Here is a 21,098-nt window from a genome sequence, read left to right as displayed (position 1 = left end):
AGTGGACGAGGTGGCGTGCAGCGTGTGTGAGGCGCTTGAACTATCCGGGGCGTGCGCATGTGGGATGTCGTCGACGCGAGCGGGAGCAGCCAGTTGTGTGGGACGGACGTAGGAGGTGTCTGCGATCGCTGCCGCAGATCAGTCTTCTTCGCTTCCCTTCTTGAACTCGTCGCTGGCACGGCGAATCACCGAGTTTTCGACAACTGCTCTACGTTGATTCTCTGGACTGATACCAATCTCTGCCATTAGCACTAGGCAGAGCAGGGCATAGGTAACCTCTAGCAACCAGAAAGCCTCAAGATTCTCTACTCCGTCTGAGGATCTCTCATTTGCGTGGGCCAGGTCATTCCTGGCTCTTTTGAGGCGCGTGGCCCAGCGATCTCGGTCGCCAAGGAGGGAATCCACGGCTGTCTCGTCGGGTATCGAGGCGAGTTCCGTCATCCGTTCGTTGTAGGTAGGATTGTTGTGCAGTCCATTTTTGACGAAGGAAATTATTTCCTCGCCCTCATCTGAAATGGACGCAAGGATCTTGCTTTTGAGTCTCTTGTATTCTGTCTTGGTGATGGGGGTGCTAGCCGACCGCAGAGACCTGTGGATGCTCTCTGCCGCTGAAGCGACTCCGAGAAGGCGGGTGCCGCCGTAGCCTCTTTCGATATATCTGAGCCCGAATAGGATGTTGCACCCCGTACGAGCCTTCCCCTTAGTGTGCAGCCACTTAGGGATCAGATTCTCGAAATCGATATCGCCCAAGGTGAAAAGCATATCGCGCTCCGTAGAGCGCTTCCGCCGGGATGCCGTTCGGTAGATCTGACGCCCGATCACCTCGACTTCTTTGGGCGTGCCTCGCGTTGACGTGTAGGTCAACCATCGACCGACAGCACCGCACGGTTCGTACGTACTCAGGGTCAAAAGATCCTGTAGGTCTTTCTCGGTCTCGTCAAAGTGCTTGCAGTGAACCGGGTGAGGCGGAGTCAGAGTAATGTCTGCTGCCTCCCGCGCGGAGAGAGATCCCTCATTCGACACGACGTCATCTTCGTAGCTGAAGTCACGCGATAGGTGGCGCAGCGAAATTTCCAGCTCGCCATGTCTTGCTGTCACGGGATCGACTGGCGCTATTTCAACCCGCCTGGCGCTTCGGGGATTACCCTCTCGCTTTTCCTTGGTTACTACAAAAGCGGACCTATTTGACCACTGGCGGAGTCGCTCGAATCCCAGTCGGAATTTCGTGAAGATCGGATCGTCGAGAGAGGTGAGATGTACCCCTCGCAAGACGCGAATAGCGTCCCAATTCTGCCCGGTTATTTCATCGTCTAGGAATCCAGGTCCCCAAGTTCCAGAATGGCTCACGTCAAGCAGGGTGAATTTTTCCGATCCCGAGATGCCGTGAATCAGTGTGATGCTACGGGGTTTAATGCTAACGCTGTACCCTCCTCCGTTCGGAAGAGGCTGGCGAACTCTGATGTCGAAGCCCCCGATGAGTTGCAGCGTGGCTTCGCCTTCTTCGGTGCATCGAAGAGTGCCAGGTATTTTCATCTCGGGATTATCGGACTCCCACCAGTGTCCTCGCCAAGTGCGCTCATTCATGAGCGCCAGCGTAGTGGCCTGTGCGCCGGACGGGCGGGCAATTAAAAGATCGCGCGCTAGTGAGCTTGCCACTTGCGCGCAAGGCGCACTTAGGCTGCACCCTGCGTGCATCGTGGTGGTTGCTACGGAGGGCCCCTTACCGCCCTTCCGAACCTCTGCCGGCTTGCGTTCTAGGTCCCTCGTACATGCTGTCTACAGCCTTGCGGGACCGGCCATCGCTGCTCGGCATCAGATGCGTATAGACCCGCAGCGTGAAGCCCGGATCCGTGTGCCCGAGGTATGTGCTTAGTGCTTTGATGTTCTCGCCCGCGTCCAAGAGCACAGACGCGTAGAAGTGCCTGAGGGCATGCATGCCGTGCTCGCGGGCGGCCTGGTGACGCTCCCCACGATCGGGCTCGGGGATGACTCCGATTGCCACGAGGGCGGGCTTCCAGAATCGGGTGTTGAAGTCCGTGCGTCGCACCGCGCTGTCGCCGTCGGGCCGTACGAACAGGAGCCTCTTCGTGACAGGGCGGCCGTCAGGACGCTGCCAGGGCAGCGTGACTTCAACAGGAGGGTGGGCGTCCATGTGCGCCTTGAGAGCGTGCGCTACGGAGTCAGCGAGCGGCACGTCTCGCTCCTTCTCGCGCTTAGGAGGAGCGAACACGAGCTTCCCTCCGGACACCTTCACCTGATAGGCGACGCGCAGCCAGCCAGTATCGAAGCCGATCTCATCGACAGGAAGCCCGAAGATCTCGCCCTGTCGTAGGCCGCACCCGGCGCCCAGGTCGACGGTGGCACGGTACTGAGCTGGGAGCGCGGCGCGCACACCGAATGTGCGCTCGGCACTCCACGGGACCACGCGGCGATTGCTCCGGCTCGGGGCACGGACGGTGCTGGACTTGCACGGGTTGCGATGCAGGTGGTCGTCCTCGACGGCTGCGCTGAAGACGCCTGAGACGCTCGCGAAGATGACGCGCCGGTAGCTGGACGCAGGGATCGCACGCTCCAACTCCGCAAGCCAGTCGCGGATGTGCTCCGGCTTGAAGGTGCCGAGTGGGCGAGACCCCAAGTAAGGGATGGCGTGGCGTCTGATCTGGACGCTGACGGGTTCCCTCGTGGTGGCGTCGGTTGTTTGTGTCTCGAGCCATTGCTCTGCGTACTGACGGAACGTGATTCTCCCGGCTTTGGGGTCGATGTACCTACCCCCGTCCATGTCGGCCTTGATCTTCGTGAGCCACTGTTCCGCCCTGCGCTTCTGTCCGTCGGGGAAGCTCTGGGACTTCTCGGCTCCGTCAGGGCCGACGTAGCGGGCGCGGTAGCGCAATCCGCTGCCGTGGCGGTCCGTTTTGGTGCGGGTGGTCTTGCCGTTGACGTCGGTCTCGGTCTTGAACCAGCGGTCCTGGATGTGGCCGGCCATGCGGTGGCTGAGCCTCCTCATTAAGCAGGGAGGGCCACGAGGTGGCCCTCCCCAGGGAGTTGCACGGAGATGGTGGAGTTCAAGCTGCGTCAGCGTCGGCGCGTTGGCGGTCAGCTACGAAGGCGAGGACGACAGCGGGGTCGTAGCGAAGGTGTTTGCCGATCCGGAAACCGGATGGGCCGGTGCGCTTCTTGCGCCACTGGTAGACGGTTTGGAGGGGGACGCCGAAGATTTCGGCGATGTCGTCGGGGGTGAGATATCTGTCGGGTAAGCCGCCGCAGAGGGCGGCACGCGAGTCGGGTTCAGCGGAACGGGGTCGGCTCATCGGGTCCTCGTTGACTCACATCGCTGTCGGCCTTGGACGCTCGTGCCTGTCCGAGGTTCGGATTTCTGCGTCACCGCGTCACGTGCGTCATGCGAGCTTCCGACCTGCGGTTATCGGTGACGGAGAGGAAGTGGGGTGCGTCACTGCCGCGTCACCTGTGTCACGGGGGCGACGGCGGCGTGACGCAGGTGACGCACGATGACGCAGACGATCGGGTTCTGCGTCACGCCTGTTCCGGCAGGTCAGGGGCCGGTTTCCGTCGTCTGTGACGCAGGTGACGCAGCGTTCCCCTACCTAGGAAAAGAGAGGGGGTGGTGTCTGTTGTTGTGCGCGGCTCAGGACGTGATGAAGGGGCCGCTGCGCGGCACGTCCTTGGGGCGGTGCTGCGCACCGAACAGCAAGAAGAGCACGCATCGCCTCACGGCCCCGGGTGCTCTTCTTGCTGTTGCGCGGTGACCTGGTTGCTCAGAACGCGGCTTCCTGCTGCGGGCCGGGTGCTAGCGCGGGCTCGGTGAGTTCGATGTAGCGGGCTTCGCGGGTGCGTCCCCAGTCGACGTTCAGGCCGCGGGCGGCGAGGGTGGGCTGGAGGCGCTTGAGCCGGTCGGAGAGGACCTTGCCGGTGGTCGGCCACCCCTTGGGCAGAGGACGGCAGTCCTCGCCGCTGTAGAGACGGGTCAGGAGGTGCAGCCACTCGGCGGACGTCATTCGTTGCTGCTCGCCGGGCTGCATGTCGGCCGCGTACTGCAGCACGGTCTGTGCGAGCAGGTCCCCTTCGATGACGTCGTCGTTGAGGTCGTCGAGTCCGGCCCGGTAGGCGGGCAGTGCCCCGAGACTCATGGCGATGTCGAGTTGCGCGCAGAGGTGGGCGAAGTCCGCCATGCGTAGATCGGTCGGTGTCTCGGCGGAGGCGGCTCGGACCTTGACGGTGAGGTCGAGCAGGGAGCCGAGCATGACGGGGAGGGCTTCCGCGTACTCCGCCCACAACTCCGCCTCCGTGCGCCGGACCTTCGGGCGTTCCAGGCGGAGCGGGAGGAGGCGTTCGGCGAGGTCGGGGCGGATGACGCCGACGTCGATGCCGGTGAGGAGTAGGGGGCGGCGGTAGCGGGCGCGGAAGACGTCTCCGTCGGTGAACAGGGCGCGCTTCACGGACTCGGCTCCGGTGACGATGCAGCACATGGCGTCGGACAGGTCCGGGGTCATGTGGGAGAGGTTGTCCAGCGCGGTGACCCACCCGGCCGCGACGGCGGCGATCAGGTTGTCCTCGTCCTTGGGGGCGCGGCGCAGGTCGCTGCTCATGCCTTCGATGATCCGGATGAGCATCCGGCCGGCGGTGGACTTCCCTGCTCCTTGGGGGCCGGTGAGGAAGGGGGCGGGAACGGGGACGGAGGGTTCGAGGCAGCCGATGAGCCAGGCCATGGCCAGGCACTCGGTCTCGGCGTTGACGAAGTTGCAGAGCCGGAACAGCAGGTCGATGCCCTTGCCGTCGGTGTCCTTGGCGGGCAGGGGGAGTTCCCCGGTGAGCTGGGTGCGCCGCCAGCACACCTCACTGGGGTCGGGGATGGCGATGTCCCAGCCGGTGGGGTGGATGCGGACGGACTGACCGTCGTTGCGGCCCAGGTCCAGCCAGGTGGCTCCGTCGAAGCCGGGGGCGACGCGGATGTGGATGGGCTGGACCTGTTCGGTGAGGGCGAGTGCTTCGATCAAGTCGAGTGCCTCCTTCATTGCGGTGCCGTTGAATACGCCGATGCCGTCCTTGAATAGGCCGACCATGAGTTCTTGGCGGTGGCTGCCGGTGGTGCCCTGGGAGCGGATCGGGCGGGCCACAGGGTGGCCTTTCTGCTGGGCGTAGACGGTGCCGTCGGCGGTGCGGAAGTAGCGGAAGCGCTCTTGCGCGTAGTCGGCGATGACCTTCCTGGCCGGGTTCTTCTCGTCGTCTTCCATGCTCAAAGTCCCAACCGGGTAAGGGCGTTGGACCACGCGTCCGAGCAGTGCCGGGCGCTCTCGCCCTTGGCCTGCGCCACAGTGAACAAGCGGGCGATGTGGTCCTCGGTGAGGCAGCCGCACCGGCCGTGGACGGAGAGCACCGCCAGGAACGTGGCGTACACGGCCGCGTGGATGCCGGTGGACGCCTCGTTGATGCGCTGCACGGCCATGGCGATGCCACGTTCCAGGAAGGCAGGCGAACGGTGCCTGCACGCGCCCGTAGCGCTTTGCACGTGCCCGGTGAAGGCGTGCGGCACCGGCTGGACAGGCGCGGGCTCCTTGACGGCCAGAGCACGCACCTCGAAGGGCAGGGCCGTGAGGGCGCCACAGCCGGGACCGCGCCAGCGGGCGTAGGCCATGGTCGACTTGATGTCGACGCCGTCGCGGACGCCGTTCGAAGACGGCATGGTGCCCTGGTAGATCCAGTGCTGTCCGCGCGTGGTGCGTACGGTCCGGGTGGCCGGCAGGGTGGCGCGGGCCCAGACGACGGCGTCGTCGTGATCGAGGTCGACCACGGTCAGACCCGCACCGCCCGGGTAGTAGGCGACGCCTGCCGCTTCCTGCCACACAGCAGCCCAGCACGGGGAGTTGAGGGTCCAAGGGTCGGTGGTGGCGGCGGCCCAGCCGTGGCAAGGCGCGAGGCAGGTGCAGGGGCCGTGGGTCTTCATGTGGGGGCGCCCACCGCACGAGGTATACAGGCAGGCGGGGCAGTTAGCGAAGGGCAGCTTGCCCTTGCGCAGCGGCAGGACGGGCAGGCCGTCGGCCGCGAGACGCAGAGCGGTACTGAGATGATCTCGCCGGATCAGGGCGGGGTGGGTCATGCTGGGGTTTCTCCTGCTCTCTTGGAGGGATGGGAGAACCCGGGGCGGGCGCGGCTTGTGGAAGAGACGGCGCCCGCCCCGGGCGCGTGCTACGCGATGTTGAGGGCGAGCTGCCCGACAGGCTCGCCGTCGGCGGCGACGCCGACGGCGAGCAGGGTGCGGTAGGCGAGTTCGGCCTGGTGGATGACGACGCCGTTGCCCAGGATCTTGAGCTGGTCGGAACGCGACAGAGCCAGCTCAGGGTCGGTGACCCAGCCGGGTTCGGCGCCCATCATCCATTCCACGAACGCCGGCGACAGGCGCCGGTTGCCCTTGGCGCCCGGCTCGGTCGGCTCGGGGGCCGGGCGGCCCAGGACGCGTTCCCAGCGCTCGATCGCGGGTCCGTAGTCGGTGCCGTTGGTGGCTACCCACCGGCCGTCCAGGCGCACGGCCTGGCCGGGCAGGTAGTAGTTCCCCGCGCTGTCGCGCTGGTTGGGCCCGCCGTGCGGCCCGTCCGACGCCTTGGGGGTGGGCAGCAGGTTCACCACCACCTCGTTCAGCGGCCGGGAGTTGGTGCCGATCAGGTTGGAGGCGCCGGACTTCCAGTCGCGGGCTGCGGGGGTGGGCAGCAGAGTGACGGCGGTGCGCAGGTTCATGCCACCCTGTCGCTTGGTCGAGAGGCCGGGGCCGCCGGTGCCGTCGGCGGCGGCCGGGGTGGGCAGCAGCCTCAAGCCTCGATCGGGGGCAGCAAGAAGACCACTTCGTCCTCCAGCGTGGGCCCGTGCCCGCCCGCCTTGCGCTTGTCCGGGTGCTGCGGGCCGCCGTTCCTGCCGAGTTGTGAGGTGGGGGTCTTCAGCAGCGGGATACGCGACGGCGAACCAGCGGTCGCGGCGGTGGCAGGCGCCGACTTCGGGATCTCCAGCGCGTAGGCACATCCATCGCGCGTCGTACCCGATCGCGGCCAGGTCGGCGGCGACGACGTCGAGTCCCCGGCTTCGCAGGGCGGCGACGTTCTCCAGGAAGACGAGTCGGGGTCGAAGTACGCGAATGGCGTGGGCGATGGTTTTCCAGAGTCCGGAGCGGTCACCGGCGATCCCTCCCCGAGGTCCGGCGTTGGAGATGTCCTGGCACGGGAAGCCGGCGGTCAGGCTCGCGGGGCGGGGCCGGGTGCTCAGGTTGTCCCAGTCGATGGCGGTGATGTCGCCGAGGTTGTGGGCGTGGGGCAGGCGGGCGGCCAGCAGCCGGGATGCGGCGGGGTCCTTCTCTGCGACCATGACCGTGGGCAGGCCGGTGACGGCGTGCACGGCCTGGTCGAGCGCGGCGGATCCGGTGCAGAAGCTGACGTTGCCGTCCTCGAACGACGTGGCGGGATGGGTCATGCTGGGGTTTCTCCTGCTCTTACGAGGGATGGGAGAGACCGGGGCGGGCGCGGCTTGTGGAGAGACGACGCCCGCCCCGGCGTAGTTAGCCGTGGAAGTGGTTGCGCTTGAACACGGCTTTGCGGATGTTGACCGTGGTCCCGCCCGCCCCGGCGAAGAGCTGGACGGCGATGAACCCGCCGAAGATGACCGCAGCAAGGATGATGAGCTGGTGGATGAGCGCGGCGAGTGCGGCGATGAACGTGGTCAGCATCAGCAGTCCGCCGCAGACGGCGGTGAAGCCGACGCCGCCGAGCGCGAGGTTCACTGCGGCCCGCGAGACGGGCGGCTTGGCGGCGGCTGGCTCGGGTTTGGCCGCGTCGATGGCGTAGCCGGTGACGACCCGGCCGTCGGGCAGCACGATGGATGCCACAGCGGGGACGCGGCCGCTCTGGACGGGGACCATCGGTGCTGCGGTGGGGATCGGCGTGAGGTAGCGGACAGTGTCGGCCGGCGGATAGGCGGTGGGCTCGTTCACGACCATTCCTCTCAGGGTCAGTTGGGCAGTGCGTGGACGAGCGCGGTCATGAGGTCGTTGATGGTTCCGGCCGCCCCGGTGCTGGCGACGTAGAAGCCGAAGAAGGCGGCCACGAGCGCGGTGCCGTAGCTCTTGTTGGCTCGCAGGATCAGGGCCAGGAAGAGGCCGAAGAGCAGGACGAGCGAGATGGTGATGGCCATGGGTCAGCCCTTCTTCGCGAACGGACGGGCGGCGGGCTTGGGTGCGTCGGTCTGGCCTTCGCGGTAGATGCGCAGCCAGAGGTTGTACAGGCGGCGGCCGATGCGGAGGCGCTTGCCGTGGCCGTGGCAGCGGCGGCAGTCCTTGCCGCGCTTGAGGGCGCCGGATCGGGTTCGCTTGATGGCGTGGCCCATGCCGTGGCAGCGGCGGCAGTCGCCGTACGGGCTGCCCGCACACAGACTTCCGTAACCGAGCGTGACTATGAGTAGGCAGGCGCTAGCAAGGAGCAGGGGGGTCATGGGGTGCCCTCCAGGGCGGTTTCCGGGGATTCCCGCAGGTGAGGTGCTAGATACGAGTTCCCTGATCAGATAGGGAATGGGGTGCTAGCGGGGCTGCTAGGTCTAGCACCGGTGGGGTGCTAGACCTAGCAGAGGTCCGCGTCAGCCCTTGCCCGGCTTTCCGTCACGTTCGGTAACAGCCTTGAGGATGTCGGCGCGGGCGATGCCGCGCCGGGTGGTGCCCTTGCCCTTGTCGCTGGTGCCCCAGACGTCCTGGGCGCTGACGCCGTGCGGGCGCAGGTTCTTGGCGACCGTCTCGGCCTTCCAGCCCGTGTAGATGTCGGGGCGCAGGTCGGCGAGGCGGGTGGCGACCTTCTCGTTCCACACCTTCTCCTCGTCGACCGCCACGACCTTCAGCACGTCGGCGAGCAGGTCGAAGGAGGCGTCTTCGGTCTCGGGGAGCTGGCCGATGGCGTGGCCGGTGACGTTGCCGTACTCCTCGCGCATCTGCCGGGCCCGCGCCACGACCTGCTCCGCGCCGACCGCGTCCACGAACGCGGAGGCGACGATGCGGGGGTCGTCGCCCTCGCCGGCCATCCAGCAGATGCCGCGGTCGGTGCGGGAGAACATCGTGGCCCGGTATCCGGCCTTGTACATCGAGGTGCCCAGCACCATGTCGTTGGCCGGCTGCGCCATGACCTTCAGGCAGAACCGCAGCACCGCGTTCGCGGAGATGCCGGTGGGCAGCGACTTCGCGTCGGGACGCTGCGTGCCGAACAGCATCGTCATCCCCAGCGCCGGACCGCGCTTGCCCAGGTCAGTTGCGATTTCCTCCAGTTCGGCGCCGAACTTCTCGTGCTCGAAGGGGACCTGGCACTCATCGAACCCGGCCACGATCGGATGCAGGCCAAGGGACTTGTCGTTGGCCAGCTCCGGGGTCACCTTCGACTCCGGGCACCGCGAACGCGGCAGCGACTTGATGACCTTCGCTCGCCGCCGCAGCTCCTGGCGCAGCTCACGCAGGGCGTGCAGGACGTACTCGATGTCCTCGTCCTCATCCCCGGCCCGGTAGCGGTGGCAGACGGGTTCGAGGGCGCCGAAGTCGCCGGTGCCCTTGAAGTCGAACGCGTGGACCTCCGCGCGCGGGTCGAGAGCGGCGATGAGCAGGAACAGCCGCATCAGGAACGTCTTGCCCATGCGCGGGATGGAGCCGACGATGACGGACGCGAACATCAGGGTGACGGACACGTCGCCCATGCGCTGGTCGTTGCCGAAGACGACCGGCTTGAACAGGTCGACCACACCGGACTTCAGCAGCGGCCAGGCGGGCTTGGTCGTCTCGTTCATCGGCTTGTCCCCGACCCACAGCACGAGCCGTCCCTCGTGCTCGGTCGGGTCGGCCGACGGCCACACGCAGCCGACCTTGCGGCGCAGGCCGGAGGCGAGCGACTTGCGCGCCTCCATGATGTCCTCCGGCGTGACACCCCACGGAAGGTCGAGGTCGGCGCGGTAGCCGGGCCCGTCGCGGGTGATTTCGGAGGTGAACCGCATCCCGTTCATGTCGGCGCCCTTCTTGATGGCGGCCGTCAGCTTCGGGTTGCCGATGTTGTCCAGCGCGCGGAGCACGATCGAGGTGGTCAGCTTCTCCAACTCGGTCTTCAGCACCGCCCGCCCGATCACGGGCTCATCGGCCTTGCCGCCCTTGAATCCGGCGGCCAGCACGGCGGCCGACGCGAACAGTGTCAGCCAGCCCGGTGCCAGCACGTAGCAGGCCATCGCGAGCGGCACCCCGATGAGTCCGGCGACGGCCATGACCAGCATGCGAAGGCGGACGCGGCGGTCGCGCTGGCGGGACAGCTTCAGGTACTCGCCGGTGTTCTCGTGCTCCACCTCGTACGCCCGCAGCGGGGCAGCCTCGACGTCCCACACCCACCGGTTGGTCTGCTTGACCAGCCGCGCCGCACCCTTCGGCGCGTCCATGGACAGCCGCAGCACGTACCAGGGGGTCCGGATGCCGTGAAAGGCCGTGGCGTAGAAGGCGTTGCCGGTGGCGCGCTGCGTGGTCGAGACGAAGCCGGGCTTGGACTTCAGCCAGGACGGCAGGATCGGCTTGCGCTTGTAGGTCGTGATCCCGGGGCCCGGCAGGGTCGACGGGTCGGCCGGACGCGGCCGTGCCGAGTCGGCCGACTCGTCGTCGTCCGCGTCGGCTGACGGGTCGAGGGTACGGAGGGCCGACTCACCGGCGGTCGAGTCGGCCGATCGGTCGGGCGACTCGATACCGGTCCGGTCGGGCGACCCGGCGCGGGCGGTGCGTGCCTTGTCGAGGTCGACCACTTCACCGGTGCGGTCGGCGTGCAACTCGGCTTCGAGTCGTTCGAAGAACTCGCCGTTCTCTTCGGGGTGATTCACTGAAGACTCCCCTTCAGGGATGGAGGGATGGCGGGCCCGGCCGACGCTGTGAGAGGTAGGCGGTCGGGCCCGTGCACTGAGCATCAGCCCGGATACCGGGCAGCAGGGCACGCAAAGTGCGTGCCTTGTTCAGGCGGCGCGCTGCTCCTCGGGGTAGGCGCAGGGCACACACATGCCGAGCGAGCCCGGGATGACGTATCCGGCATCGCGCCGGCAGACCGGGCACGTGCGCCGGGCGCACATCGCCTTGGCGAGCGCGGCCCACTTGCCCGGCGTCATCGGCCGCACCGGCTTGGCGCGGTCGACGCGGTAGAGGTAGGCGACCAACGGCCCGCGCCGGTAGCGCGGTCGCAGCACCTGCGCGGCCACCTCCTGACCGCCCGGCCGCAAGCCGAGCGCTCGGAGCTGGCGGCGGGTGGCGAGACCGGTCGGGGCGTAGCGCCAGGGGTAGGTCGGTATGCCGAACTGGCCGCCCGAGGGGCAGTAGCACTTGGCGAGGGTCAGCGCCGACATCACGCAGCCACCCCGATCGCGGGCGGCGCGGTGCGGGCACCGTGGCGCCCCGACCGTCGTCCGGCGACCGTGGCGAACAGCCTGCCGAGCCCGGCCCGCTTGAGCCCGGATCGGGCCTGCTTGGCCGCGTACATCGACTCATCGGCCCGCCGCAGCAGGCCGGACAGGTCCTCGGCGGGGAAGTCGGCGGCGCGGACCCAGCCGAGCGAGACGGTGGTGTGCACGTCGGGGTTCTGGCCGTCGACGGGGCGGGCGAGGATGCCGTGGAGCAGGGCGAGCAGGTCGGCGGCGCCGTGCTCGTCGATCAGGACGGCGGCGAACTCATCGCCCCCGAGCCGACCCGCCACACCCTTGCGGCCCACGTGGTGGGCGAGCCGGTCGGCGGTGGCCTTCAGCAGCATGTCTCCGGCGGCGTGGCCGTGGGTGTCGTTGATCTGCTTGAAGCGGTCCACATCCGCGAGCACCACGACCGCGCGCGGGTCCCTCAACAGGGTTGTGGCGCGGTGGGTGAAGGCGTCGCGAGTGCGCAGCCCGGTCAGCGGGTCACGCCGGGCGATGTGCAGGCGCCGGCCGAGCCAGCGCACATGCGAGGCCCACCCGGTTGCCAGCGGGACGGATGCGGCGAGAACCTCTAACAGGGTGTTCATGCCGCCACCTCCCCGACCGTCTCGCCATCGTCGTCGGCGGGGGTGTCGACGGCGTGCAGCGAGGTTCCGGCGCGCTCCGCGGTGAGGGTGTCGCGCACCTGGCGGGCCTGCTTGGCCCCGCAGTGCAGGCCCTTGCGCAGCGCTTCGGCGTTGATGTCCGCGTCCGACCACGAGCCGGTCAACTCCCGCGCCTCTTCCGTCAGCTCTTCGAGCGTGCGGCGCGCGGGCGCCTTGGCCGGGCGGCGGCGCGGCGCGGACGGCTTGCGGGGTGCGGGCGACGGCGCCGGGGCCTCCGGCGTCGGGGTCTCGGGCTGTTCCGGCTGCTCCGTCACCGGCTCGGTGCCGGGGGCGAGGGCACCGAGCTTGAGCAGGACACGGGCACGTCGTGGTGTCTTCGAACGCCACATCCGGCCGTGTTCCTCGCGCAGGTCGGCGCGGGCCAACTGCCGCTGTCGTTCCCGGGTGAGCGCGTCGGCGTAGGAGGTGATTTCCCACAGCGTCATGCGCCGCCACAGCGTGAACGTCGGCCACGGCGCGAGCAGCCACCGCGTCCAGCGAATCTTGTCCATCTTGCGGCCGGTGACCGCGCCGATGCGGACGGCGTAGATGTGCGCGCCGATCTCGGAAAACACCACCCACAGCAGCGGCATCGTGCCGTGTGCGAGCTTGGCCCACATCCCGTCCCCTGCGGCGATGTTCAGCCCGCAGGTGACCAGGGTGAGCAGCCAGGGCACGAACCGCACCCACGCCAATCCCATGTCCATGCGGATCAGCAGCAGGTTGGCGACGGTGAACACCGGGATGGCCACGTCGATACCGACGGGCAGCATCCACGGATCGGCGAACCCCCACCGCAACGCGGCAGAAGAGACCGCGTCAAAGGAGGCGAGCAAACCGAGCGAACCGATGCCGGCCGCAGCCGCGGCACCCACACCGGCCAACCCCAACTCCGGGCGCGTCAGCGGGGGAACCGCCGGACGCTCGGTCGTGGTCGTGGCAGTCATGCCGCCACCTCCCGAACAGTCAAGGCGTGGGCGAGGCCGGTCAGGGCGGCGATGTCGTTCCCGGTCAGCTTCGTGTCCTCGTCCATGGCGTGAGCCACAGTGCGAATCTCGCGCCACAGGTGAGCGACCTTGCGCCGCGCCATGCCGCGCACCATCGCCCACGACTTGCCGCCCTCGGGCACACCATCGGCGCTAATGCGCATGCCGTGGGCGGTGAGGATGTCGATGGCCTGCTCACGGTCGTGGTCGGCGTCGCAGGCTAGAGCCCGTTCCGGCGTCCACAGGCCGTAGGTCATCAGGTAGTCGACGTGGGCGACCTGTCCGCCGGCGCACATCGCGGCGAAGTGCCAGGGCGGGGTGTTGTTCCCCTGCCACTTGGTGTTGCCGGTGACCGCCCACCGGCCCTCGGCGGGCTCCCAGGCGGTAACCTCAGAGGAGTGCACCGTCATGCCGTAGGCCATGGCCAGCACGGCGTGACCAGCCTCGTGAAAGGCCATCCCCAACCGGGCCTGCTGATAGGTCAGCGGCATGTCGCGGACCGCGCGCGGCCGGCCCCTGTGGTCGGCCAGGATCTCCGGGGCGGGAGCGGTGGCCATCATGCGGCACCTCCGGACACGCTCTGACCGGCCGTGCCGTTCAGCAGAGCGACGCGGGCGGCCAGCGCCCGGCGGCGGGCCCGGCGGATGCGGCGGGCGTCCATCTCGCTCGGCGCGCGATCGAGGGTCCTGATGTGCGCGTCGAGCAGGTCGACGTCCGCCAGAAGCACGGGCATCTCGGCGTCGATCGCGTCCAGCTCCGCGACCGTGGGCTCCATGAAGTCGGCGAACGCGGTAACAGCTTCCTGAACAGTGACGATGTGGTCCATGGGTCGTGTTCTCCCTAGCAGGTGGCAACGGCCCGAACAGCGGCCCCGGTGTTACAGCACCGGGGCCGCACGCCGTTGAAGTCGGTAGATCCGGCTCCCCTCGGCGCTGCTCGTGCGAGACGAGCAGCGGAGGCAACCGGCCGCAGCGAGCTGCGGTCAGGTGAGGCAATGCGGTGTCTCCTTCGGGAACACGAGCTCCCGTTTCAGGCGTATGGAGACGTGACCTTTCGGTCTTAGCCCTCCGGTTGACCAGGGATCCGGGACCCTCGGCCCGCTCTGTCCCGGGCCCCTTGTCGTGCGCTCGTTCAAGTCGCTGAAGCCATCGAACGAGAGAGACATGTATTACATGTCCCTCATCGTGCAGAGGGAAGTTCGCGGCGTCAAGCCCTTCGGCTTTTTGGGTTCCGCGAGCCCCTTGCGCTCGATGTACCTACAGACTGGCCCCGGCACTCACGACGATCGACTTCGTACGCGTACGACTCGGGTCGTCCTTGGTTACGGTGAAGTCGTACCAAGTCGTCCCGAACAAGCGGAGGTTGTACGTGCCCAACGAGCGACTACGCGGCGCAATCGTCGACTTGGGCCTGACCCTCGATGAAGTCGCGGAACGACTAGGTGTCGCCGCCAAGACAGTGGAACGCTGGATCAACGAGCCTGAGCGCAAGCCGTACCGTCGGTTCCAGTACGCAACTGCCTCACTGTTGCGATGCGAGGTGTCGTACCTGTGGCCGGACGAACGGACGTCAGCCGAGGTCACAGCCTCAGGCAACGCGGAGCTGATCCGGCTCTATCCCCACCGGTCCGTCGTGATGCAGACCCTCTGGACCAGCCTGTACTCCACAGCGACCCGTCAATTCGACCTGTTGGTCTACTCCGGGTTCTGGCTCACGGAGGACGCGACGTTCCACCGCATCGTCAAGGAGAAGTCTGCCGACGGGGTGCCCATCCGGTTCATGCTGGGCGAGCCCGCGTCGCCGGCCGTTGCCATGCGCGGCGAGGATGAAGGGATCGGCCCTGCGATGGCAAGCAAGATTCGAAACGCCCTCGTCAACTACGGCCCACTCTTCGGCCTACCCGGGGTGGAGTTCCGTCTCCACAGCACGACCCTCTACAACTCGATATACCGGGCCGATGACGAGATGCTGGCGAACGGGCACCTCTACGGCGTCGGCGCCTACATGGCCCCCGTGCTGCACCTGCGACGCGTGCCCGGCGGTGAACTCTTCGACGCCTACGCTGAGAGCGTTGAGAAGGTATGGGAATCGGCCCGCCCGATCTCTTCACCTGCCGATTGGGAAGGCACTGCCTGATGAGCCGCATCGACTACTTCCGCGACCCGAACGCCCCTCAGGCCAACTCGGTGGTGCCCTCGGTCACCGCGGTCGTCCGAAACGACGTGGGGCGATTGCTGCTCATTCACAAGACGGATAACGATCTGTGGGCGCTGCCCGGCGGTGGCCACGACATTGGCGAGCGCATCGGTGACACCGCCGTCCGGGAGGTCGCGGAAGAAACCGGCATTGCCGTTGAGGTAGACAGCATCGTGGGGCTCTACACCGACCCTGATCACGTGTTGGCGTATGACGACGGAGAGGTCCGGCAGCAGTTCTCCATCTGCTTCCGAGCTCACCCTGTCGGGGGTTCGCTGCGTACGAGCAGCGAGTCAAAAGAGGTCCGATGGGTTGACCCAACGGACCTTGACGGGCTGGACATCCACCCGTCGATGATGCTGCGCATCCGCCACGGTCTCGACGACTCACGGCGAGAGCCCTACATCGGCTGACTGTCGGCGGAGACCTGCGCCAACCGGCTCTCAACACGCTTCGCCGCCGCGTGGATCTCGGGTGCCGCGCGCTGGATGAACCGCCCGACGATCGTGTCCGGACCGTACCGCTGCACGATCTCGTCCAACCGCTCGGTCGAGGTGGTCTGCGTTCCGTCGGGCGTCGTCGTCATGTCGCAGAAGAGCAGGGCATCGACCAGGTCCGGACGCTCTAGCTCGAACTCCCCTTCAAGCTCCTGCCTCAGCCCGCGCTCCTCGGCTTCCAGCAGGGCGCAGGAGTGGTGGGCCACGAGACGAACGACTCGCTCGTCAGCCTTCTCCTGATCTCGGAGGAACCGCGCACCGTCCAGGGGGTGAAAGCCTGTCGTGGCGATGGCTGGCGAGTACCCGATGTCATGCAGCACCGCGGCGGCTTCCAGCAACTCGGCATCGTCGCCCATGATCGGGCCCAAGGAGCGAGCGCGGTTGGCGACCCCCAGCGAGTGCGCCCACCGGCGCGGGAGCGGATCGGACAGAAGCGATTCGGAGAGCGAGTACGCCCACTCAGTCAGTCCCATGACGGCCAAGACTACGGCCGGTCGGTGGAGGGCGGGAGAGCGCGCACGGTTCGCCCCTTGCCGTGAACGGTGGTGAGCAGGCCGTTTCCTTCCATCTGAGCAAGGATCCGCCGTATCGCGGTACGCGAAGCGCCAAACCGCTCGCAGAGTTTCGCCTCGGACGGGTACGTGTCTCCGATTGACAGTGAGTCCTCTGCGATCACGTCCGTCATCCGCTCCGCCAGCGACCGAGGATCCCCGCCCCCCGCGAGGCGCCAACCGATCCCAGGAGCAGACTCAAGTACACCGTCAGCTTCGAGAACCTTGAGAGCACGACGGACAGTATTGCGGGCGACGCCGTACGAGCGCATGAGGGCAGCCTCCGACGGCAGCGCATCGCCGACGTTTCCCGACTCGATCTGCTGGCGCAGCAACTCAGCGACCTGCAAGTAGGTACCTCGCGGGCTGGCCTGTGACACATCAACTCCCTGATCGTGTTGCGTCCCCACAGTTACGAAGAACCCCTCATCCTTTCAACAAGCCTCTCACGCGCCGCTCGCACCCATTGCGTTTGAGCGTGATCGTGACCGAATACCCTAACGCAAGATTCTTCTGCAGTGTCTAGGAGCGAGATACCTTGCTCAAGGTTTCCTGACTGCGCATGAGCTAGAGCCAAGTCGATTTCCGACCGAATCGTCTCAGGGTTGCCAGGACCCAAAACCCTCAGACGTCCAGCCAGCGCGTCCCCCAAAAGAGAGATTGCTTGATCGAAATCCTCATGAGCTTGCCAGGCGAGTCCAAGATTCCCTTCGGCAGTGAGGGTGTCAGGGTGGTCTTCACCCAAGACCTCGCGACACAAATTAAGCGTTTCGATGAACAGGGAGATTGACCGATTCACATTCCCCGACATCAGGTAAGCATGACCAAGGTTGTTGCGAGAACTGAGCGTCTGCGGGTTCCTTGACCCCAGCACACTAATTCGCTTATCGAGCACCTCCTCATGCAAACGGATAGCTCGTTCAACATCCCCGGCTGCAATGTAAACATTCGCCAGATTGTTGCGAGAGCTCAACGTCTCGGGATGATCGGGACCCAACACTCGATCACGCGCATCGAGCGTCATCTCATAGAGAGGGACGGCACGCTCAATATCGCCAACCTCCGCATAGGCGTAAGCCAGATTGTTGCGAGAGCTCAACGTCTCGGGATGATCGGGACCCAACACTCGATCACGCGCATCGAGCGTCATCTCATAGAGAGGAATGGCACGCTCAATATCACCAGCCTCCAGGAAAGCGGAAGCAAGGTTATTTTGGAGCGTTAGAGTCAAAGGATGATCCCGCCCGTTGAGCCCGAGAGAGGAATCAAGCGCCTCACTCAACAAGGAGATAGCTCGACCGATTTCACCCAATTCCCTTAGGGTGTTAGCTAGGTTATTTTGGGATGTCAGAACGTCGTGATGCCCGACCCCCAACGACCTTTGTCGCTGAGCCAGAATGTCGAGGTACAGCTCCCCTGCCTCTCTTGTTCTCCCCGTAGATACATAAGCACTCGCGAGGTTATTGAGGATAACAAGGCTTTTCGAGCTTCGCGCACCATAGAGCGCAGAGCATTGCTCAAAAGCATCGGCATACAACTGCTGCGCCTCTACGTAGTGACCTTTGTTAGACAAAAGAGAGGCTAGACCCGTCTTTGTTTCGAGAACGTCTGGACTTTGGGCCCCAAGATGTCTCTCTTGATCATCCAAAAGAGTGCGGTAAAGATCTTCAGACTGGAGCAATTGGGCAAGCTCACCCCGAAGAGAGAGAACGCTTGGATGCCATTCGCCCAAAATGTGGGTCAAACGTGCAATGCGCTCCTCGATTTCGTCCTGAGAGGCACGTCGTTCATCGGAAGGGACATCCGAAGTGAAGGCGTTAGAGATCGCAGACGCGGCAATTCCCGCATTGTTGGCGGAGATTGCTGAATCTCCAATGAATTCCGTCTCTTCGATAGAACGCGTGGCATAGTGACGCCTGCTTAGGCCCTCACACCTATCGGCGACTTCCTGTGCGATTTCTTGAATATCCTGGCCCAAAGGACAGTGATGGATCGCCAGCGGGTAGCGTGCCGCAGCTGCTGCGAGTCGATCTGGAATTCCGGCGTCTGTCAGGAGGAGGCCGTACACTCCCTTGATTGGACTCATGAGTTTATCAAGGCGTCGAACCTGGTCCGCGAGATCTAGCACCCAGGAGCTCTGCACTGGGCGACCATACATTTTGGATTCGACAGCAATGATGAATCCCTGTCGCGTCACCAGCGCATCTGGCTGCAAGTCACCAAGGCGCGGCCATAGAGTGACTGTCCACCCTTGTTGGGCGAGTACCGCTGACAGAACTTGAAAGAACTCTTCCTCTTCGGCCCGATTCATGGCCCGCTCCTAACATATTTCCAGGAGAGTTCTTTCTTCCACTCTCGCCAGTTAATAATAATCGGGATGGGCGTTGTGATGGCTGTGAGGAAGAGAGACAGCGAGATGCCGAGGACGTTCGCTTCTCGATCAGCTCCGGAGTGCGGGGTGAAGACCTGCCAAAGAATCAGCCCGATGGCGGCCAACGTGAATATTCCCGAAAAGAAAAACGCGACACGCGCCCCGGTCGAGCGCAATGGGGAGATCATGTCGCAAGTCAGCAAGATACCTCTAGAGCTTGTGTCCTCGATGACACAGCTCGCAAGAGTGGCCTTTCCCGATCTACCGTCCGCCTTGAGGGATCTTTCCAGTCCTGACCATAGGACACTCGTCGATCTGACCAGTAGCTCTACCACTGTCACACTGCGTGAACTCACACTGGACGTGGCTTTGACGTGAAACTCCAATGACGAAGTACTCATGCAATACAAATGCACTTCACAGTCGTTCAGCGGAATTACAAAGTCCATCCCGCCCGCTGCCGCACGAGGGAATACGGTCTGGATTTTGGTCAGCAACACCGTGGAATCCATCTCGGCATGCTCAATCATTCCAGTCACCGTAATTTGCGGAGACGCCACTCTGCGATGCACCCCCGGCACCCGTTGAGCTAGGGCACCAGGTAAGCCCCGGTGCCAGGCGACCTAGCCTAGCTGGCGCCGGCGCTGCGGGTGGTAGCTCGCCCGGTGAACTATTGCCCCAGGACGAGCGCCGTCCTCCAGGATGTCACGAGCGGGGCAACACCAGGTCAACCGTTCGGCCCCCGACTTCAATTTAGTCACGCAGCGCCGTGGGCCGTTGCACGTGACTGCGCAGGAGACGCTGACGGTCCGGCTGGCCGGTCCTGGGCTGGTCCCAGAACCTGGGTGGCTACGCAGGGTATGCGATAGAGATCAGCCCCCAGCGTTGCTCGACAGGGTGAACTTGCAGGTCAGGCTATGTTTCGGGAACCTCATTGGCATGCCCTCCGGAGCCGTGTGCAGACGTATCAGCGTTGGTCCACGCGCCGGGCGTACTCCAGATAATTGGCATCACAAAAACCTTGAAGGGCCTGCGTGTTCAAAGTGCCGGGGCGCTTCGGAACGTATGCATGCGGTGCCAGGCGAAGTACTGCTCACGCTCTGGCGTCCACCAGGCGGTTGTGCGGTCGACCAAGTGCTCTTGGATGTGTTGCGCAACTGCTGGTGCTGAAGCGGCGAGTGGGCTGACCTGAAGCTGTCCGCCGGCTGCCACGGTGATGAAGCCCCGCTCATAAAGTCCGTCGCAGCCCAGCAGACATGCGAGCATCGCGACGTTCTGCAGATCACGCTTCTCGTCTTCGGTGCATTCGGCCCGCTTCTTGATGTGCGCGGCGATGAGGAAGGTGGCTGGCAAGGTGCGTCCGCAGAGGGCGCACTCGCCTGCGGGGCCGGGGAGTAGAGCGCGCTTGAGATGTGCTTGTTCTCCGCGGTAGGCGCGCTCGGCGCTGCGCTCCAAGGGGCCGGTGTAGTCGCTGATGGCCTGCCGGGCTGCGGCTTCTTCGTCCTGAGGCTGGACAGTCTGGGCAGGTTCTAGGGTCAGTAGGCTCTGGAGGAGGTCAGCCTCAGTGTCTTTGAAAGCTTGGAAGCGCATGATGTTGCGAGTCGGCTTCCATTCGAGCAGGTCTCGGACCTCCTCGATGGGGATATTGAAGCCGCGGGTGCCGGAGAGGGCATACATGTACTCCCAGGTCGCCCCGGCATCGTCGGCGTCCCACAGGCGAGTTGCAAGCTCTGGACTGCGCCAGGCCAGGGCGACCGTGCCGCCGAGGTAGAGGTGCTTGTCGCCGCTGAAGAAGACCCAGGATCCAGGTTCCATCTTGCGGATCTCGGGGAGGTTGGCCCCGTTCTTGCCTGGCATGACGCCCCACATCGGCGCGGTGCCCTCGGGGAAGAGCTGCTTGAGCACGACCAGGGTGTCCGTATCCAGCAAGTCGGCATGCTGCTCGAATGCGACAGGGCTGGCCATGGTGTCCTGGTAGTGCCGCTCGACGGTCTTGTCTGAGCGTCTCGCCGGCTGAGCAAAGATCCGCATGCTTACTAGGCCCCCAGGGTCGTGTACTTGTCGGCGCGTCCATAGGCGAGGTCGACTGGGTAGCGCTGCCCGTTCAGCCGGATCTTCTCGGCCAAGGCCTCTTCCAGGTCCACGCCTGTGACGTCTGCCAGTCGCAGCAGGTAGGCAAGAACGTCGGCCATTTCCTGGCGCACCGCCTGAGCCTGGTCAGGTGTGGCCATGATGGCTCGCGACTGCTCCGGAGTGAGCCACTGGAAGATTTCGGTCAGTTCACCGGCCTCGCCGGCGAGCGCCATGACGAGGTTCTTCGGCGTGTGGAACTGCTCCCAGTCGCGTTCGCGAGCGAACTGCGCAAGCTCTTCCTGGAGTTCTTGGATCATCATGCCACTATCCCTACC

Annotated in this window: 23 protein-coding genes; 2 read left to right on the top strand and 21 right to left on the bottom strand. The window is 65.4% G+C overall.

Going from position 1 to position 21,098, the window contains the following annotated elements; translation table 11 throughout:
* Positions 1 to 138: 138 nt before the first annotated feature.
* The 15 genes from K377_RS41285 to K377_RS05200 form a co-directional block, all read right to left on the bottom strand.
* A complete protein-coding gene (locus K377_RS41285) occupies positions 139 to 1,584 on the bottom strand; it encodes a HEPN domain-containing protein (RefSeq protein WP_146614686.1) in 1,446 nt (481 codons plus the stop codon).
* Positions 1,585 to 1,720: 136 nt separating this feature from the next.
* The gene (gene xerC / locus K377_RS05265) at positions 1,721 to 2,983 is read right to left on the bottom strand and encodes a tyrosine recombinase XerC (RefSeq protein WP_111661947.1); all 1,263 of its coding nucleotides are present in this window, start codon (positions 2,981 to 2,983) and stop codon (positions 1,721 to 1,723) included.
* A gap of 79 nt (positions 2,984 to 3,062) precedes the next feature.
* Positions 3,063 to 3,308, bottom strand: coding sequence for an AlpA family transcriptional regulator (locus K377_RS05260; RefSeq protein WP_111661946.1), 246 nt, complete (start codon positions 3,306 to 3,308; stop codon positions 3,063 to 3,065).
* 465 nt (positions 3,309 to 3,773) lie between these two features.
* The gene (locus K377_RS05255) at positions 3,774 to 5,249 is read right to left on the bottom strand and encodes an ATP-binding protein (RefSeq protein WP_111661945.1); all 1,476 of its coding nucleotides are present in this window, start codon (positions 5,247 to 5,249) and stop codon (positions 3,774 to 3,776) included.
* Positions 5,250 to 5,251: 2 nt separating this feature from the next.
* Positions 5,252 to 6,112 (bottom strand): bifunctional DNA primase/polymerase, encoded by an 861-nt coding sequence (locus K377_RS05250; protein ID WP_111661944.1) that lies wholly within the window; start codon positions 6,110 to 6,112, stop codon positions 5,252 to 5,254.
* An 89-nt stretch (positions 6,113 to 6,201) separates the two neighbouring features.
* Positions 6,202 to 7,470, bottom strand: coding sequence for a DNA cytosine methyltransferase (locus K377_RS05245; RefSeq protein WP_111661943.1), 1,269 nt, complete (start codon positions 7,468 to 7,470; stop codon positions 6,202 to 6,204).
* Between the two features lie 85 nt (positions 7,471 to 7,555).
* Positions 7,556 to 7,993, bottom strand: coding sequence for a hypothetical protein (locus K377_RS05240; protein ID WP_111661942.1), 438 nt, complete (start codon positions 7,991 to 7,993; stop codon positions 7,556 to 7,558).
* Positions 7,994 to 8,004: 11 nt separating this feature from the next.
* The gene (locus tag K377_RS05235; RefSeq protein ID WP_111661941.1) at positions 8,005 to 8,187 is read right to left on the bottom strand and encodes a hypothetical protein; all 183 of its coding nucleotides are present in this window, start codon (positions 8,185 to 8,187) and stop codon (positions 8,005 to 8,007) included.
* Between the two features lie 3 nt (positions 8,188 to 8,190).
* On the bottom strand, positions 8,191 to 8,379 hold the full coding sequence (locus K377_RS42675) for a hypothetical protein (protein WP_309252209.1): 189 nt from the start codon (positions 8,377 to 8,379) through the stop codon (positions 8,191 to 8,193).
* A 246-nt stretch (positions 8,380 to 8,625) separates the two neighbouring features.
* The gene (locus K377_RS05225) at positions 8,626 to 10,872 is read right to left on the bottom strand and encodes a cell division protein FtsK (protein WP_111661939.1); all 2,247 of its coding nucleotides are present in this window, start codon (positions 10,870 to 10,872) and stop codon (positions 8,626 to 8,628) included.
* Positions 10,873 to 11,001: 129 nt separating this feature from the next.
* A complete protein-coding gene (locus K377_RS05220; RefSeq protein ID WP_111661938.1) occupies positions 11,002 to 11,385 on the bottom strand; it encodes an RRQRL motif-containing zinc-binding protein in 384 nt (127 codons plus the stop codon).
* On the bottom strand, positions 11,385 to 12,032 hold the full coding sequence (locus tag K377_RS05215) for a GGDEF domain-containing protein (protein WP_111661937.1): 648 nt from the start codon (positions 12,030 to 12,032) through the stop codon (positions 11,385 to 11,387). Before K377_RS05215 ends, K377_RS05220 begins: the two co-directional genes overlap by 1 nt.
* A complete protein-coding gene (locus K377_RS05210) occupies positions 12,029 to 13,036 on the bottom strand; it encodes a DUF2637 domain-containing protein (RefSeq protein ID WP_111661936.1) in 1,008 nt (335 codons plus the stop codon). Before K377_RS05210 ends, K377_RS05215 begins: the two co-directional genes overlap by 4 nt.
* On the bottom strand, positions 13,033 to 13,635 hold the full coding sequence (locus tag K377_RS05205) for a hypothetical protein (protein WP_111661935.1): 603 nt from the start codon (positions 13,633 to 13,635) through the stop codon (positions 13,033 to 13,035). Before K377_RS05205 ends, K377_RS05210 begins: the two co-directional genes overlap by 4 nt.
* The gene (locus K377_RS05200) at positions 13,632 to 13,901 is read right to left on the bottom strand and encodes a DUF6284 family protein (protein ID WP_111661934.1); all 270 of its coding nucleotides are present in this window, start codon (positions 13,899 to 13,901) and stop codon (positions 13,632 to 13,634) included. The genes K377_RS05205 and K377_RS05200 overlap by 4 nt, the downstream gene beginning before the upstream one ends.
* Before the next feature lie 542 nt (positions 13,902 to 14,443).
* On the opposite strand from K377_RS05200, the gene K377_RS05195 reads away from it, so the two are divergent.
* Positions 14,444 to 15,211, top strand: a complete 768-nt coding sequence (locus K377_RS05195; protein WP_111661933.1) for a helix-turn-helix domain-containing protein — start codon at positions 14,444 to 14,446, stop codon at positions 15,209 to 15,211.
* Positions 15,211 to 15,684, top strand: a complete 474-nt coding sequence (locus tag K377_RS05190) for an NUDIX domain-containing protein (protein WP_111661932.1) — start codon at positions 15,211 to 15,213, stop codon at positions 15,682 to 15,684. Before K377_RS05195 ends, K377_RS05190 begins: the two co-directional genes overlap by 1 nt.
* Here K377_RS05190 and K377_RS05185 read toward each other — a convergent pair.
* The 6 genes from K377_RS05185 to K377_RS05165 all read right to left on the bottom strand — a co-directional run bounded on the left by K377_RS05185 (position 15,672) and on the right by K377_RS05165 (position 21,083).
* Positions 15,672 to 16,241 carry an HD domain-containing protein gene (locus tag K377_RS05185; protein ID WP_181512481.1) on the bottom strand — a complete coding sequence of 190 codons (570 nt, stop codon included), beginning with the start codon at positions 16,239 to 16,241 and terminating at the stop codon, positions 15,672 to 15,674. The genes K377_RS05190 and K377_RS05185 overlap by 13 nt on opposite strands.
* An 11-nt stretch (positions 16,242 to 16,252) precedes the next feature.
* Entirely contained in the window at positions 16,253 to 16,699 is a 447-nt protein-coding gene (locus K377_RS05180; protein ID WP_111662191.1) for a GntR family transcriptional regulator, read from the bottom strand.
* Between the two features lie 32 nt (positions 16,700 to 16,731).
* A complete protein-coding gene (locus tag K377_RS05175) occupies positions 16,732 to 18,630 on the bottom strand; it encodes a tetratricopeptide repeat protein (RefSeq protein ID WP_111661930.1) in 1,899 nt (632 codons plus the stop codon).
* On the bottom strand, positions 18,627 to 19,220 hold the full coding sequence (locus K377_RS41280; RefSeq protein ID WP_146614685.1) for a hypothetical protein: 594 nt from the start codon (positions 19,218 to 19,220) through the stop codon (positions 18,627 to 18,629). The genes K377_RS05175 and K377_RS41280 overlap by 4 nt, the downstream gene beginning before the upstream one ends.
* 508 nt (positions 19,221 to 19,728) lie before the next feature.
* Positions 19,729 to 20,655: a hypothetical protein gene (locus K377_RS05170; protein WP_237551516.1), complete on the bottom strand. Its 927-nt coding sequence runs from the start codon at positions 20,653 to 20,655 to the stop codon at positions 19,729 to 19,731.
* A 71-nt stretch (positions 20,656 to 20,726) separates the two neighbouring features.
* On the bottom strand, positions 20,727 to 21,083 hold the full coding sequence (locus K377_RS05165; protein WP_111661928.1) for a nucleotide pyrophosphohydrolase: 357 nt from the start codon (positions 21,081 to 21,083) through the stop codon (positions 20,727 to 20,729).
* Positions 21,084 to 21,098: the final 15 nt, after the last annotated feature.

Source organism: Streptomyces sp. PsTaAH-137 (genome assembly GCF_003259365.1).
Classification (GTDB): Bacteria; Actinomycetota; Actinomycetes; order Streptomycetales; family Streptomycetaceae; genus Streptomyces.
The sequence above is the reverse complement of the archived record's forward strand: the minus strand, read 5'-3'. Positions and strand labels throughout refer to the sequence as shown.